Origin of the sequence: Psychrobacter pulmonis, assembly GCF_904846465.1 — a bacterium.
GTDB classification, from domain to species: domain Bacteria; phylum Pseudomonadota; class Gammaproteobacteria; order Pseudomonadales; family Moraxellaceae; genus Psychrobacter; species Psychrobacter faecalis.
The window spans coordinates 218,816-235,105 of the sequence record NZ_CAJHAT010000001.1 but is presented as its reverse complement, the minus strand read 5'-3'; the positions used below and the strand labels follow the sequence as shown (position 1 = coordinate 235,105).

The following is a 16,290-nucleotide window of genomic DNA, read 5'->3' as shown; positions in this document are numbered from 1 at the left end:
CCTCATCACTTTGATGGGGGTTTTTTTATGGCCGTTTCTTTGTAAGTGATATATTATTTAAAGATAACGATTGCTAATAATGAGGGCACACCTTCACATTAATCAATAGTTATCTAAATAATCATCTGAATGAAGACAAGCACTAGGGTAAGAAGATTGAGATATGAGCCTGCTCTTTATTTTCTTGAATAACATGGTCGTATGCGGCCAACTGGTTATTTGTAAAGCTGTTGGTAAACTGCCACATGGTTGCAAATATTACGCTTAACAGCACTGCCATCACTGCAAGAATCACCCAAAGCGGCGTTTCACTGGTGAGCTTATGCCTAATTTGATCAGGAATTGCCCAGAACGGTGAAAATTCGTTTTTATTACCACGTAAATGCTCGATTTCATCGCCCAAGCGTGAGATAAGGTAACGAATCTTTTCAGGGGCCTCGAGGCGATACTTTCCTTGAAATCCTAGCAACATCGCGTAGTGATAAACTTCTAATGCCGCTAAACGCTGCTCTCCTTGTTCGCGCAACCCATCTAAGCGCTCAAAGAACTCATTACCGGCGATTTGTGAACCAAACAAATCTAACTGCAAAGGATTAAGCTCCCACGCATCTTTTAGAGTTTGAAAGTCTGACTCTTGAGACGTCATAATGGTTTCATCAATCAACGCACAATAAGCGTATTTTGCTTCATGGATGTCTTCTGATAGAAAGCCTTTTTTACGAGCGTTCATCTCAAACTTATCTAAAAAATCATAGATTTTTTGACGAAAATGACGAGGCTCGTTACTGAAATAATGATTGCGTAATAAAAAAACCAAATAAAAGCCGTCATACATAATATCAACCAGCGATTGACTGTTGATACGTCTATCAAGCCCTGCGGTTGAAACTTTTGAAGCAACCTCACCTGAGTCTAGTAAAGAAGGTGCGGAACCGATTGAATTATTTCCGAGCATGATTGTTCCTAATCCGTATTATTTTAAAAATCCGCTTAAAAAACTCATTTAAAAAAAGCCACTTAAAAAACATTTTAAAAATGCTAAAAAAATTACTGTACGATAGCCATCAGCTCAATTTTCAAATCATCAAAACCATTTGGTACATAAATGCAGATGGATTCAGCTCTAATCATCTCGTCATACAGCTCGCCTACTGGCTCAATGGTGAAATAACTAAAGCCCGGTCTGACAGGGATAGCGCTTGGCACTTGCGAGACATGTGAAATCGGTGAACCTGGTAGCGCAGATAGCACGCGCTTCTCTACGGCATCTGGTGTCGCAATTTTAAAGCGTCTTGGCACCAAATCTATTAACTCATGCATCGGTAGCGATGAGCTGACAGATAAATATAGCTGCGAGTTACGCGTGATTTTGTCACTGCTCAAATCGCCCATATAATATGAGTGTTTGGTCTGACGTAAAGGGATGGAGATAAAGTTACTGGCAATAACGGTATTAAGAAGCTCACGGATGATGCCAATGATACTGGTAAACGAATCATTGATATTATTATGGTGATATTGTGGTAAGTCGCCCACCTTATATAATGAGCTAAAAGTCGCCAACTGACTGGCAACATTGAGGAGCGCTTCATACAATCGTTCTGGGTGTAATTTTGCATTATTATATAAATGACTCAATTGTGAATAAGCGGTATTTAAGGTATGTAATAGCCAAAAAGAGGCAATATCCGATGAGCGAAATTCTAACAAATCATTATTAGACTGGCGATGGTGATCATAGAGCGAGCTTGATTTGGTATTAATCATCGTCATCAAACGATAGAGCTGATTGAGTAGCGCAGAATTGCTCATAATATGGACGCTTGGCACCATATAGTCTTCATCTAACTGATAGATACCTTGCGTACTGCGCGTCAGCTTAGCAATCAAGATAGAAAGCGTATCTTGACTCGGTACTTGCGCTGTATGGTTCAATTGCACGCTTGGTGATAGCTTTAGAATATCAATCATTGCTTCTGCACCCTGAGTATATAAATCTTGGGCTTCGATACCCTCTCTTATATAACGGGCAGGATTATCGCTATGCTCTGTCTGTATATTGCTACCATTACTCTGCACCATCTCTAGGCTTAAAAATACGTATACCTCATCGCCGTTATCTTGGCTGTCCAACCTCACCGCTTTAGGCAGTGCATCTGTACGCGGCGCTTGATATATCGTGCCATCGGGTAAAACGGCATAGATAGTTTCGAAGCTTAAGATATGACTTTCTAGCAGCTGGCTATCTATTTGCACATCAGCGATACCATAAGCGTAAGGATGCACGAGCATCATACTGAGCGCGCGCTGCGAGTTATGATAAGTGTCTTGAATCTGAAAATGCTGAGGTCTTAGAAATAAACCCTCGCCCCATAATACTCTGTTTTTACTCAAGACCATCTCCTACGCGCAACCAACCAGTGGCTGTTGATAATATTTAAGTTTACTAGCAAGAATAGGTGCCAGTTCTAAGTTGATACCTTCTTTGATATTCACGTCACATGCGCCCACATTCAGGGTTAACGGCTTTTCAAAGTCGATACTAATTAGAGGGATCAATAGCTGTGAGCGCTTCTTGGTATACCTTAGCCCCACTTTAATCGCAATAAAGCGTGCCTCTTGCGGAACACTGAGCTTCAGCGCTGTTCGACGCCCAGGAATGATGTTTACCTCTTTAGTCGCCATCTCTACCAGTTCTGAAAACTGACTTTCATCTTCTAAAAATGCAATATGAGCAATACTGGCGGTGCCTTGCTTTTGACGACCCGCATTTGCATCAATGCTTGGAAGTATCTGTAAACTAATAGTTTGCCGTTTTAACTGAGTTTGTAGCGCTTGCTGTTCTGCATTCATCGCACTAAGTTGTTGCTGTTGCTGCTCAAGTTGGGCTTTCAGTTTTTCTAGATCTGTATAAGCGTTATCATTGCTATTTACATTAGCGTCGGTACTTTTCTTACTTATACCTTCCTGATAAAGCTGCTTAGCAGATTGATAATTGTCTACCAATGAAGTTGATTGATTGGATTTTAATGTTTGGTTCAATTGACTCACTCCATCACTACCGCAACCAACCAACCCTATACTTAGCAGACAACACGTTATTACTTTTATTGAAGTTTTTTCCATACAATTGCTCATATATAAATTTTTGATCATCATTACTAACTATTTATTGATTAGTTAAAATCTCAGCCATTTGTGGGCGACCAAGTACCCCAGGCTTACGTAGCTCAACATGCCCTAAATCCATCATACGCCAGTCACCACCCCATACCAGCCCTGCCGATTTTGCCACTTTACCATATAACTTATAGCCCTGCATCGCCCATGGATCTTTTTCACTAATGACAATCTTGCCGTTTCTAATAAAAGCACTGTCCCCTGCTAGACCAAACTGATGATAGCTTTTATAAGAGCCTGCTTTCGTCACGTGTGTCCCTTGTTTTAACAGTTTTGCTTGTCGCCCAGGGCTACGATACCCTTCTAGTAACACCATATCATAGCCATATTGCTCACTCATCACTTTATATACAGTCAACATTCGCTGAACAAATTCAGAATTCATTTTATTCCAATTACGGTCAGCATTTTTGATATTAATATGACCGTTTGTGATATGTGAGGCCAATATATCGCCTGAGTAGCCGGTAGTATGGTCTTGAACGCTTAAATCAGAGAGGTCAGGCTCAGGCAACATAAGCGGTCTTGTGATTGATAATGTATCAGTGTCGGCTTCAGGCCAATAACCGGCTTCCATTTGAGTAGCTTGATAACTGGCTATTTCCGCTTCAAGCTCAGCAAACAATTCTACTGGTGGTGGCGGCGGCGGGTGCAACTGCTCCCCGATTAGTAATTGATTGATTTGGGCATTGGTGTTATTTGGCGTATCACTTTGAGTGCGATATACCTCAAGAGAATTATGCGTCACTAGAAAATAACAAAGCACTGTCGTTGCTAAGACAATCAATAAACTGAAGGCGGGTATCGCCATAGCACTCATATTCAAAGATTGATTATTCAAACTTTTAAAATTAACAAGGCTAACCTTCGAGTTACTAGGCTCAGCCGTAAGCTTAATACTTGGCCTTACTCGTGACTTGAGCAAAAAAATTTTGTCCTTTAATACCCATAAGTACTGAAAAGTATTACCAGCCTTTTGATGAAAACGACCGTATAGTTGACGATCAAATAGCATGACTATCACTACAATAGAAATAAGCGTAAATATCGTGGTTATCGAATAAATCATAGGGCTAAATACGTTATTCCGTCAGACTCTCAAGATACGTAGTAAGCAGCAAGTACCTTTCTAAATGCTTCTATCGCTTACTTATTACCGTTAAAACTGCCCGCTATTATATAGACAAAACAAAATTTTTTCTCAAAATACCAAACTTAGTTATATTATTTAATAAATAACTGATAAACGGTTGATAAATATAGTCTAAAATACATGGCAAACTAAAGTAGGTATATTTAGTAGCCATAATAAAGAAAATACCATAAACTGCCTGTCATAAATTTGTTCTATCAGAGGTATTGAAGTGCATTCTAAGAAACGATTAAGCTATGCATTATATGCTTTAACCCTTATTTTTATTGCTTACTTACTATTGACTTGGATGTATTTTAAAGATAATGCAGTACAACTTACTGCCTTTAGACTATTACTTTGGTTTATCCTTATCCCGATATCTTTGTTTGGTTTCATATTAACATTAAGATGGTTTAGAGATAAGTCTGACAGTAAAGAAAATAAAACCGAGCTTATTACCAACGAAAAGGCAGAACTATCGTCTTTAGAAACCTACCGATTGTTTATCAAAGCTAGCATCAGCTTACCGGAAGGAAATAGCTGGTCTGAGATAATAGATAATAAAAACGACCTCACGGTATTGAGTGAAGATTTATCTGATTTTGATGGTTTAGCGATTCTAATCAAGCCAATAGAGAGAGTGATAACTGAGCAAAACCCGTTATATCTTTCTCAAAATAAGAATGTTTTTGCTAACGATTATTTTGAAATCGAAGCAGACAATTATGAGATTTATGACGAAACATATAACGACGACGATGAGGAAGATCGGGCGCAATCTACAGATACACTGACCTTGCGTTTGTGCGCTTTAATTGATGAGCAGCTACGACTGAGTGATGAGTTACTCTCCCTACTCGCTCAACATTCCTCTTATCTTGAACAAGATAAAGACGAGCCAAATTCAGCCATTCATGTACATCCTGATTGGCAGCCGCATTACCTTTTGGGTGCTAATAGCAGTAATCATAATAGTAATCATAGTAGTGATATGGACGATGAAGAATCACGTAAGGACTTGCCTGCCCCAGCTCTGCCAAAATTATCTATTTATTTGTGTATACCAAACCTTGCTGACGCTGATTTTCTGATACGTTTTATCAGACAGCAACTGGCTGATTATGGAATAGCAGATTCGTCATTCGAGGTCAGCATTATACTTGCTAATGATGACTCCCATCAGCCGCTCGACTTTATCGATGAGCATCTTATAACGCTTGCCAAAGCCACTACTCCTGTAGCTTGTATGCTTATCACAGTAGATTCCCAAATTAATGAGGCTTGGGTAGAGTCGTCACTATATGAAACTGCGCTCGATAATACGATACCAACTGAAGCAGGAACCTTGTTATTCTTTTCTAATAAAGCTGCTCAAGAAGCTCTTAATTTAGAAAATAACAACTCTATCTTACTGACTAAGGTTCCTAACGATACTCTCAATTCGCTAGACAATACTACAGATGCTGACTCCGATTCTTTAGAGGCGACTCCTCTTGAACGAGATATTCGCCAGCACTACGCAAAAAACCTACAAAAGATAAAGCACTTATTACTAAATGGTACGTCGACTATAGCCCTCATTGACAAACCTAAAATGCAAAGCATAGAAAGACAAAATCTTGAACCTATTGCTGATGGATCAACCATTAAAGCCATAACCTCTAAAAACAATATAAACGCCCTAACGGACATTAATCCATTAGAGCAGGCTTACAACCTATCTGCGTTTATGACATTTATCGACTCATTAATAGAAAAAGACGTACTGGTAAACGAACATCATTTAGGGCATTATATGCCATCAAACCTATGGTTAAAGACATATGTAAGCTTATCTTTACTGGTTTCTCAAGATGAACTCGATGAACAAGAGTCAGACTTATCGTTTTTAATTACCAAACATAAGAATAATTGTATGCTATGGCTTAAATATTTTTCGGAAGCCGCTTAAGTATGTTTTTATTCATTATTTGACATTATAGTCGCCGTTCACTCTGATCTGATAACTCCCTACTATTTTAAGATTACATTAGGTAGCAAGTATGTTTGCAAGATTTTTTCATCTTATTTACCACCCAAGAGTATTATTAGTCTTAGGGGTTATCGTCGCTTTGGTTTTACTTTACGATTATGTGCCACTAAAAACCTTCATCATTATTCTTGCTGTTACCGTCACGTGTGCCCTACTGTCCACCTTAGGTTACTATTTTTGGAAAAAACGCAAACTTGCCTCGGCAGACTTGGCAAATTTGGTAGAAGACAATGGCGACGAATATAATAAGGACGCCATTGCCAAAGATGAGAACGCGCAAGAGGTACAAGCATTACGTCAGCAAATGCAAGACGCCATTAAAACCATTCGTAAATCAAAAATCGGCGATCAAACTGGTAAAGCAGCATTGTATGAGCTGCCCTGGTATATGGTGATTGGCAATCCAGCAGCCGGTAAAAGCTCAGCAGTACTACACTCTGGGTTAAAGTTTCCATTTATGGAGCAAACCAACAAGCTGTCAGTCAAAGGTGTGGGCGGTACGCGTAATTGCGATTGGTTTTTTTCTACTGAAGGGATTCTGCTCGATACCGCAGGGCGTTATTCTGCTTATGAAGACGATCGTTCAGAATGGCTGTCATTCTTAAACCTACTGAAAAAGAACCGTCCCAAGGCCCCTATTAATGGCATTATTATCGCCGTTAGTATTGCAGAATTGACCAAAAACGAGCCTAGCTATGCGCTGGATTTGGCCAAAAACTTACGTAGCCGTGTGCAGGATTTGACCGAACAACTAGAAGTTTATGCCCCTGTTTATGTGGTATTTACTAAGATGGATTTGGTATCAGGATTTCGTGATTTCTTTCATGATTATGAGCAAGAAGAACGCGGGCAAGTATGGGGGGCGACCATTCCTTATCCAGAAGACCCCGACAACATCAATATTACAGATGTTTTTGAAGAGCATTTTGGCGTATTAGTCAATGGTCTAAAAGACTTAAGCACCACCAAACTGTCGTTACGCCATCAGCGTACTGTCTCACCCAGTTTAATGACATTTCCAATGGAATTTCAGTCATTGCGTCCTATGATACGTACCCTCATGCACGCTCTGTTTGAAGACAATCCTTTTCAATTTAAGCCGATATTGCGTGGCTTTTATTTCACCAGTGCGCTCCAAGAAGGCCAAGTTAGCAGTCAGATGACGCTACAAATGGTACAAAATTTTGATTTGCAGCCACCAGCCGTTCCTCTTAATTCTCAGCAAACTAGCACTGATAAACCTTATTTTTTAAACGATCTTTTTTCCAAGGTTATTTTAAAAGACAAGCATTTGGTTAAGCAGCACAAGAACCGTGATAAACGTAGTCATCGCGCCTTGGCAACCTTAGCATCTGTCGTGGTGCTCTGCGCGGCAGCTGGGCTATGGACGTGGTCATATGCCAATAATAAACAGCTGACTGAACGGGTAGCAGCAGATTTACAACAAGTGGCTCAAATCCAAAAAAATTCAAACGGTGATTTGCAGTCACAACTAGAATCACTCAGTATTTTACAAAGTCGCATAGAACAGCTTGAGGCGTACGAAGAAAATCGCCCTCTCTCGTTAAGTTTTGGCTTGTATCAAGGCGACAAGCTCAAAGAAAAACTGCTATCAGAATACTATAACGGTATTGGCATCATTGTCTTAGCACCTACCAAACAAAATATAGAAAAATTCCTTACTGAGGTCAATGCCAATACGGCACAACTAGCCGTTAAAGAGCCAGAGGCGCAAGAAAGTGAGTCTGCAGCTGGCAATACTGATACCTATATCCAATCAGACCCTACCGATGTTGAAGATGCTTACAATGCGCTCAAAGCGTATTTGATGCTAAGCAATCACGAACATTTAGAAACCAGCCATTTGAGCGATCAGATGACGCGCTTTTGGCGTACTTGGCTTGAGGCCAATCGCGCAGATATGCCGCGCGATAAAATGATTCGACAAGCCGAACGGATTTTAAGTTTTAGCTTGGCTCATATTAACGACCCAAGCTTTCCTTTGATTCAAAACGACTTAGGATTGATTGATAAAACCCGCATGAACTTATCTAAAGTCAGTAAGGGCCAGCCTGCACGTGAGCGTGTTTATTCTGAGATAAAAATGCGCTCATCAGCACGCTTTCCAGCAGTGACGGTGGCACAGATTACTCAAAATACAGGTAACGAAGCATTATTAGGTAGCTATGTGATTTCTGGCACCTTTACCAAGCAAGCATGGGAATCCTTTATCAGTGATGAAATCGATAAAGCGGCGACCAATAAGATGGTGGCTGACGATTGGGTATTGGCAACCAGCAGCCAAAACGACTTGACCTTGACCGGTAGTCCTGAACAAATACGCCAATATTTGGTCAGTCGCTATAAGCAAGAATATATCAGCGAATGGAAGCGGTTTTTATCACAAGTCTATATCCGTGACAGTGAAGGCTTTGACGATCATGCGGTACTATTAAATCAGCTGTCTAATGCCACAGAATCTCCTTTAAAGACTTTATTTGAAACTGTTGATCGCCAGACCCAATGGGATAATAAATCCACAAGCTCGTCCTCGGCGGATGGCGCGCAATCTCGGCGCTCGTTTGTAACTTGGTTTAAGCAAACCATTCTTCGTCAAAGCCCAGCGGAGCTCCGTCAGGCGGAAGCCATGATAGATAACAACCAATCAAGCCCTAATCCTACGGCTGCACCCGTGAATTCAGGCTTGATTGCGCAAGAGTTCTCCGCTATTCATAATTTGGTCACGCCAAGAGAAGACAACCAAAACCTGTCTTTGTTGGATAACTACTTGGCAAGTTTGGGTCATATTAGAACCCGCTTTAATAATATCGCTCGTAGTGATGATATTGGTCCCGATGCCTTGTTGTTTGCCTCACAAACTTTAAGTCCTGAAGGCTCAGAGCTTACCAAATCTTTACAGATATTAGATGAACAAATACTCAGTCAAGCCAACTCTGAGATGAAGCAATTGGTACGCCCATTATTAAGTGAGTCCCTTACGCGCTCATTTAATATGCTTTTAAAGCCTACCAAAGATGAGATTAACAAAGTTTGGCAAGCACAGGTCTATAAGCCTTTTCTTGACAATTTGGGCAATAAATATCCGTTTACTGCCAATGCCAATTTAGAAGCCACGCCTGCTGAGATTGGGCAGTTCTTTGGTGAGGATGGCTATGTAGCAAAATTCGTCAATGAAACCTTGTCGCCCTTTATCATTCGCCGCGGTGATCAGATATCTAGCAAAATTTGGAATGGTGCAGGTTTGGGACTCAGTCCGAAGTTTGTGGCTGACTTTGGTCGCTACTTCGTCAATTACACTGGTGGTAATGGCAGTGGCACGAACGGCGGCGCAGGTGCTAATGGTGCCTCGAATCAAACCACCTTTCAGATTATGCCATTACCAGTTAGTGGCTTAACAGAATACACCATTGTCGTCGATGGTCAGCAGTTGCGTTATCGCATGGGCACCCAGGCGTGGACGACATTTGTATGGCCAAACCCTAGTAGCCAGCCAGGTGCGAGTATTAGAGCCAAGGATTATGATGGCAAAGACTACACTGTCTTTGAAGAAGCTGGTAGCTTTGGGGTAGAGCGCCTTATCAATAGTGCACGGCGCACCGAGCTTGGCGATAATATTTTTGAGATGGCATGGTCAGGTGATGGTATCACTGTCTCCGTCCGCTTTAGGATTATCAGTGGCAATAGCAGCACCGCCAGTCAAGGTCGCTCAAGCAATCCTTTCACGGGTATGAAACTGCCTAACGAAGTGATTGGGCTTGGGGTTACGCGTACCGCAAAGCCCACAACAGCAGCATCCAATAGTGGTAATACCAATGAGCGTGATACAAACGCTCAAAACCAACCTTTGAGTAGCTCGCCACGCACAAACACCGCATCGCAAAATCCGAATGCTAGTGAACGGGCGGCGAATGGCGTAGCTAACTCTGCAAATACAAGCAATGACGATGTCAGTGAAGCGTCTCATTTGAGCACTGCTACTAGCGATGCTAATGCCAGCTCTGAGCCGCAGGAGCAAAATCCATGACTTCTGAATCATTACCATTAGTATATTTTGGCAAACTGCCTGCACGTGGTGACTTTATTCGTACGCGCACTCATATCAGTGAAACCAATGATATAGACACTTGGGTCAGTCAGGCACTAACAGAATCAGAAATATTAGGAATCTCAACGACGCAAGCTGCATTAACTGAGCACTCACTAGAGAAAGAACCTTTAAGAAATGGCGCTGTAAAAGAAGACACAGCGCTATATTTCAGTCACATCGATACGACGGCCAATAAAATCGTCACTGGTGTCCTGATATCCAGTCACGATAGCAATCAACGCAGCTACCCTTTGATTGGCTTTGCCCTGATGTATCACGATAAACCCAAAAGTTGGATGAATTATGTACCGATTAAGTCTCTGTCTTTATGGGATGACGTGTCTGACGCCTTAATAATCGCTAAATCTCAAACCGACACTATCAAAGTAATGGAAGATTTAAATGATTGCTCGTTGGTTGTCGATCAAAATGCCAGTACCCACTACTACAACTTCATCAATACCACCACGATGCAAGATATTGCAGACTTAATAGGTATCGATAAAGCACATTTGGTCCAACAAATTATTGCCACGGGTTTACTATTTTTACCAACTTACGCTAAAGGCTTTCATGGGCTAAACAAATCTATAAGCTGGGCGCTACCCGCTGAAAAGGCTACTGCTATATATATGGCAACCTTTTGGCATGACTTGATTCATGGGTTTTATCAGCCTCATCAACTACAGCTTAATACCTATGTTTATCGAACCTCTGCGCATTACCAGCTGTTATTGAGCTTTAGCAAACCAGACAGTCAGCTACTTGCTCAATTATTAACGCATAAGAACACTCTACCTGCTGATTGGGTCTCAATTGGAGATAGTGGTTGGACACAAAGCTATATCGATGAAGATATTGGTTTGACTCGATTCAACAAAATATTGTTGCAAGACGATCTTTATTTGTATGACACCAGACAATTATTTAAGCAAATATTTTTAGCTCAATGAGGCTTATTGTCTATTTTTTCCTATTTATACACCTGATAAACATTGAAGTAAAAAAGGGTACTGCCATGCTAACTCGTTTCTCAATCAAGAATTCTAGGCTAATAGGAAGTAGAAAAAACCTATTATTGGCAGCAATCACTACCTTATCTATGAGCGCGATGGTCTTTGCTGCTCAAGATAGCCTACCTAACGATCAAGATGTACCTGTGGTTATAAAAGGCGTCGTTGCCACAAGCTCAGATAAGCAGCAGCTTCTTGATAAGCTCAAGGCTCAGTACCCTGATAAACCGGTCAGAGATGAAATCGAGGTGCGCTCAAATATCAACATACCGACCAATTGGCAACAAGTAGCCACTGCCATTATTGACAGCGACATCGCCAATATACGTCAAGGTCGGATAGATATTCATGGTACGACTATTAGCCTACATGGCAAAGTCAGCAGCCTTGAACAAAAACAAGCCATCCAAAACCGCATTCATACGCGTTTGACCGATCTTTATCAATTAGAGAATCAGCTGGTTGTCACTCAAGGCGAACAACAGCTCATAGATGAGACTTTAGGCAATCGTATCGTTGAGTTTGAATCAGGAAGTGCCAACTTAACCCCAATGGGGCTTGGTATCTTAGATGATATGGCAGGGGTATTACAGCGGGTCGGTGATAAACCTGTAACTATCACCGGACATACAGACAATGTCGGTAATTCTGCTAGTAATTTAACACTATCGAATCAGCGTGCGGAAGCGGTAAAACAGTATCTTATTGGTCGCAACATTGATGCTGCTCGCCTAAGTACTGCTGGCAAGGGGGATCTAGACCCTATTGCTAGCAATGATAATGAAGAAGGACGCACGCGTAATCGTCGTATCGAGTTTACCCTTGCTGAATAACCTTTATTTGCTAGTAATCATTATCAGTGATAACTCAGAATGATAAAACTTGGCAATTTATACGCTTCATAGCACCGCTTTACATTGCTTAATAAAATGGGACAACAATCATGCTACGTTTGCTTAATACGGCGCTACCCATGCATCTTGATAGGCTATATGCCAGTGAAGGCAGTAGCCAAGCTCCTTATGCCAGTGCCAAACAAGATATTGTTGCTCATCAAACATGGCAAGATGAATTGCTCAATGCCGAGTATGAGGCAGCTATCATTGAGCGCTTAAATCCTAATAGCGGTTATCAGCATCAACAGCATGGTATCGACACTTATGTGCTACAGGTCTACATTCACGAAGGCCATCATTTGCCCTTCTCTTCTTGTACGGATTTAATTGGTAGTCCTTTAACCTTATGCTTTGATACGCCGAATGGCAGCGGCTATCGCCATCTATATCTAACCGCTATTTGTCAATTGGATCATGATGGCAGCTATGGCTATTACCGCCTACTCGCACAGCCTATTACTTATCGTTTGCATCAACATTTAAGCAGTCATATAGATACTGAAACTTCTGTCCAAACGATGGTCGCACAGCGCACAGCGGCGCTAGACATAGAAGTCATCGATGACAGTATTGGTAATGAAGATGCCGGCTGGACACCTGCACGTATGACCCAATGGCAAATAAGTGATTGGACACATATTTGTGAGCGGCTCTCGCGTCAAGGTTTAACCGCTTACCTGCGTCATCAGCAAACTTCTGAGCACCGCTCGCCGAAGCTGATCATAACTTCAGTATATCCAAGCGATAATGATAACATCAGTCAGAATATTGGCGCATTACGCTATCAGCAAGTACTACCTGACCGCGTGCATGCGCCTGTCTTAGCAATCAGTGAGCATGTTACGGTACAGCCTGATTCTGTCATCATGCAACGCTTCAATGCCGCAAAGGTTGCACACCCTACTCAAACGGCTGAGATTATTTTTGACGACGACAACCCCAAGCAAAATAATGGCAACGACAATACGCTGACTTTCGATAGTCCTGCCGCCTTTGCTCCAGTGACGGATACCGAGGCCATAGATGAGGCGGCTATCATCGCAAACAGCCATCAAAGTCAGTATAGCGTCTATCATGCTCTTAGCCATGCTACAGATTTAAATATCGCTGATACCTTTGTATTAGCCGAGCATAGCGCACTGAATCAGCATTACCGTACCACTCATATCGTACATTTAGCACGTAATAGCCTCGCTCATGTGACAGGATTAACAAGTAGTCGCCGCCATCATCAGCGTCACGCCTTTTCTTTAGAGGCTGGCACTCACCTAACCCAACTTAGATTAATCACTGCTAATACTCCGTGGGTCGGTCAGCTCTATAGTAGACACGCGTTGCCACCAATGACGGGCATCACTGAAATGCAAAATGAGATTGATAGCCGTAATCATATGACGCCGACTAAAAGCTATTTACTAGATAGCCCCGCCCAACCTATCAATCGCCTTGAAGCACAAGCAGGTGCTAATTACGGCAGTCATTTCACCCATAGGGCTGATGACCAAACCCTCATACAGTCTATCGGTGATGGCGAGCATCTGATCAATACGGGTAGCTTATTATCATCAAGTCGCCCAAGCCTATTTGCCACTGACAATGAACAAGCGGTCGAAAGCGGTTATCGCAACACGGGTAACGGCCTATCAGAATGGGTGACTGACCATCGTACAGAGCAAGCTTACTCTCAGCTAAAAGTAGACAGTGCCGGGATATCCGCCAGTCTAAAAATGGGGGTCATCAATCCATCAGACACCGCCAAACGTCAAGGTATTAATGCCATTACCAATGCCCAAATCAATATAAAATCAGGTGAAGCCCTCGTCCTATCAACCCAGCCGCAGACCCACGCGCAAGTCCAAGAGCACAATTATCAACAGCATACCCCGACCCTCACCCAAACTGGTCTTGGCGGACAGCACCTAGCGGCGCGTTTAACGCAGTTAGCAACGGGACTTGGCAGACAAGTGAATGACCATAAGGCGATTAAAACCCAACTTGAGACTATTGCAGAAGAACAGCACACCAAAACCCATCAAACAACGCCATTCACGCTCATTGATAGTGCGGCTGATACTGGTTATGTCAGTGATGACCTACTCATTCACCGGTCAATGGGTGAAATGATAATGACCTCGCAGCAAGATATGTTAACTAGTAGTGGCGATAGCCATAACCAAGTCAGCAGCGAGTCACTCAATATAGTAGCCGATGGTCAATTTAGTATGACCAATGCCAAAGAAAATATCACCCTTTCTGCGCATACAGGAAAACTGGAAGCCATAGCAAAACAGGATGTGAATATCGCCTCCTCGACTAAGGAAGTTGAGATAGTGGCAACGAATAAGATTACGCTGACGGCTGGCGGTGCCATTATTACGCTTGATGGTGCTGATATTACGATAACAGCGAAGCAGTTTACGGAGAAGGCTGGGAAGCATAGTAAGGCTGAAGGGGGGATGGATGGGTTGGGATTGGCGGGGTTGCCCAGCTTGATAGCTGGTGCGATGTACAAAGCTCAGTTTAGATTTGCTGACGATGATGATATCGCTTATGCCAATACACCGTATATTGCTATTAATGAAAATACAAAAGAGACTTTTGAAGGCATAACTGATACTGAGGGAAATACGGAAACTTTCTTTAGCTCTAACTCCAATAAGATTAAAGTGCAACTAAGAAATGAAGACCCTTGGGGATCTATTGAACTTTATAAAGTTAAATTTAAATTTACTGATGATGATGGTAACCCTTATAGCCATGTTCATTATCGTGCAATATCTGAGGTAAAAGAGTTAATTTATTTTGGAATCACTAATGCTGAGGGTGAAACTGAAAACCTTGTATCATCACTTGAGGAAAACTTTAATGTTCACCTTTACCTATCAACGAATGGAGATTATTAGTTATGCAAAAACCGCCTCAATATTCTACAGATAAAACTACCTTAGATGGTAAAACTAAACAGGTGAAGATTACAAAGGGGAACAAAAATTTAAAAGCTTGTCCTGTATTTGATAATTTGGTGCTCAGTGCAAAGGGATCTGAATATTTAGATGACATTAACTCTCGTCTTAAACTTGGTAGCTGGCTAACAAGATTTTTAGGTATAGGAGGAGTAGCTACTGTCTTTATAGGCGGAACAACTTTAAATGCAGAAGTTGCAGTAAAATCAACAGACTGGATAATGCTTGCAGAAGGTATGAGAGACGTGAGTAAGATAACTCGACGAAAAGTTGAAGACATAGCAGGTATGGCTGTCATTGACCTTCAAAATGATGGAGCAAGTAACGATGAAATTAAATTCTTTAGATCTATTTACGATGGATGTATACCATGAAAAAAACTATATTCTTTTCATTAATATTAATCATATTTTCAGTATCGGCTTGTGCTAAAACAGAGACACAATTAGAAGATAAAATTACTCTAGAATCAGCAATAGAACAGTACGAGAACACTATAGATCTATGCACTGCTGAAGAAAAAAACAGAGCTTTACCTGATGAAAGTACTTTAAAGAAGATAAGTGAAATTGACATAAAAAAAGTTAAAGATTACATATTATATCGTTCAGATATCAACTATAAGATATGTATGCTTAAAAATGGTGCAGCTCCACTTGAATATTTTGTAGCTTTATCAACAGATAAGGCAAAAAGCTCCGCAGTACGAAAAAGAGCACGTTTAATTTCTGAAGAAATAGTCAGCAGTCATATAATAGATAAAGTAAATAATATTTCAAATTTAACATCAGAAGAAATGTTACAACTAAAGTCAATCGGTTATTTAAACACAAGCTTTGATGCGGTTAAAACATATGATGCTTTAAAATCTTATAACAGCCAAAAAATCGATTGACTTAATGATAGAAATTAGAATAGTAAGAAGCAGTGCACTTTGATGTTTGATCTGAATGAGTAGATAGA

The 16,290-nt window shown here is 41.3% G+C and carries 11 protein-coding genes; 7 read left to right on the top strand and 4 right to left on the bottom strand.

Going from position 1 to position 16,290, the window contains the following annotated elements; genetic code table 11:
- Window positions 1–142 precede the first annotated feature (142 nt).
- From icmH to JMX70_RS00970, 4 genes are all read right to left on the bottom strand, one after another.
- On the bottom strand, window positions 143–955 hold the full coding sequence (icmH, locus tag JMX70_RS00985) for a type IVB secretion system protein IcmH/DotU (protein ID WP_201588862.1): 813 nt from the start codon (window positions 953–955) through the stop codon (window positions 143–145).
- 92 nt (window positions 956–1,047) lie between these two features.
- On the bottom strand, window positions 1,048–2,394 hold the full coding sequence (gene tssK / locus JMX70_RS00980; protein ID WP_201588861.1) for a type VI secretion system baseplate subunit TssK: 1,347 nt from the start codon (window positions 2,392–2,394) through the stop codon (window positions 1,048–1,050).
- Window positions 2,395–2,403: 9 nt separating this feature from the next.
- A complete protein-coding gene (locus tag JMX70_RS00975) occupies window positions 2,404–3,126 on the bottom strand; it encodes a hypothetical protein (protein WP_201588860.1) in 723 nt (240 codons plus the stop codon).
- Window positions 3,127–3,169: 43 nt separating this feature from the next.
- Window positions 3,170–3,991: a M15 family metallopeptidase gene (locus JMX70_RS00970; RefSeq protein WP_201588858.1), complete on the bottom strand. Its 822-nt coding sequence runs from the start codon at window positions 3,989–3,991 to the stop codon at window positions 3,170–3,172.
- A 553-nt stretch (window positions 3,992–4,544) separates the two neighbouring features.
- Here JMX70_RS00970 and JMX70_RS00965 point away from each other — a divergent pair.
- The 7 genes from JMX70_RS00965 to JMX70_RS00935 all read left to right on the top strand — a co-directional run bounded on the left by JMX70_RS00965 (window position 4,545) and on the right by JMX70_RS00935 (window position 16,222).
- Window positions 4,545–6,266: a hypothetical protein gene (locus JMX70_RS00965; RefSeq protein ID WP_201588856.1), complete on the top strand. Its 1,722-nt coding sequence runs from the start codon at window positions 4,545–4,547 to the stop codon at window positions 6,264–6,266.
- Window positions 6,267–6,357: 91 nt separating this feature from the next.
- On the top strand, window positions 6,358–10,392 hold the full coding sequence (gene tssM / locus JMX70_RS00960; protein ID WP_201588853.1) for a type VI secretion system membrane subunit TssM: 4,035 nt from the start codon (window positions 6,358–6,360) through the stop codon (window positions 10,390–10,392).
- On the top strand, window positions 10,389–11,408 hold the full coding sequence (gene tagF / locus JMX70_RS00955; RefSeq protein WP_201588850.1) for a type VI secretion system-associated protein TagF: 1,020 nt from the start codon (window positions 10,389–10,391) through the stop codon (window positions 11,406–11,408). The genes tssM and tagF overlap by 4 nt, the downstream gene beginning before the upstream one ends.
- Before the next feature lie 65 nt (window positions 11,409–11,473).
- The gene (locus JMX70_RS00950; protein ID WP_201588847.1) at window positions 11,474–12,301 is read left to right on the top strand and encodes an OmpA family protein; all 828 of its coding nucleotides are present in this window, start codon (window positions 11,474–11,476) and stop codon (window positions 12,299–12,301) included.
- A 110-nt stretch (window positions 12,302–12,411) separates the two neighbouring features.
- Complete coding sequence (locus tag JMX70_RS00945; protein WP_201588844.1) at window positions 12,412–15,267, top strand: DUF2345 domain-containing protein; 2,856 nt, start codon at window positions 12,412–12,414, stop codon at window positions 15,265–15,267.
- Between the two features lie 2 nt (window positions 15,268–15,269).
- Window positions 15,270–15,701: a hypothetical protein gene (locus JMX70_RS00940; protein WP_201588841.1), complete on the top strand. Its 432-nt coding sequence runs from the start codon at window positions 15,270–15,272 to the stop codon at window positions 15,699–15,701.
- The gene (locus JMX70_RS00935; protein WP_201588838.1) at window positions 15,698–16,222 is read left to right on the top strand and encodes a hypothetical protein; all 525 of its coding nucleotides are present in this window, start codon (window positions 15,698–15,700) and stop codon (window positions 16,220–16,222) included. The genes JMX70_RS00940 and JMX70_RS00935 overlap by 4 nt, the downstream gene beginning before the upstream one ends.
- Window positions 16,223–16,290 lie beyond the last annotated feature (68 nt).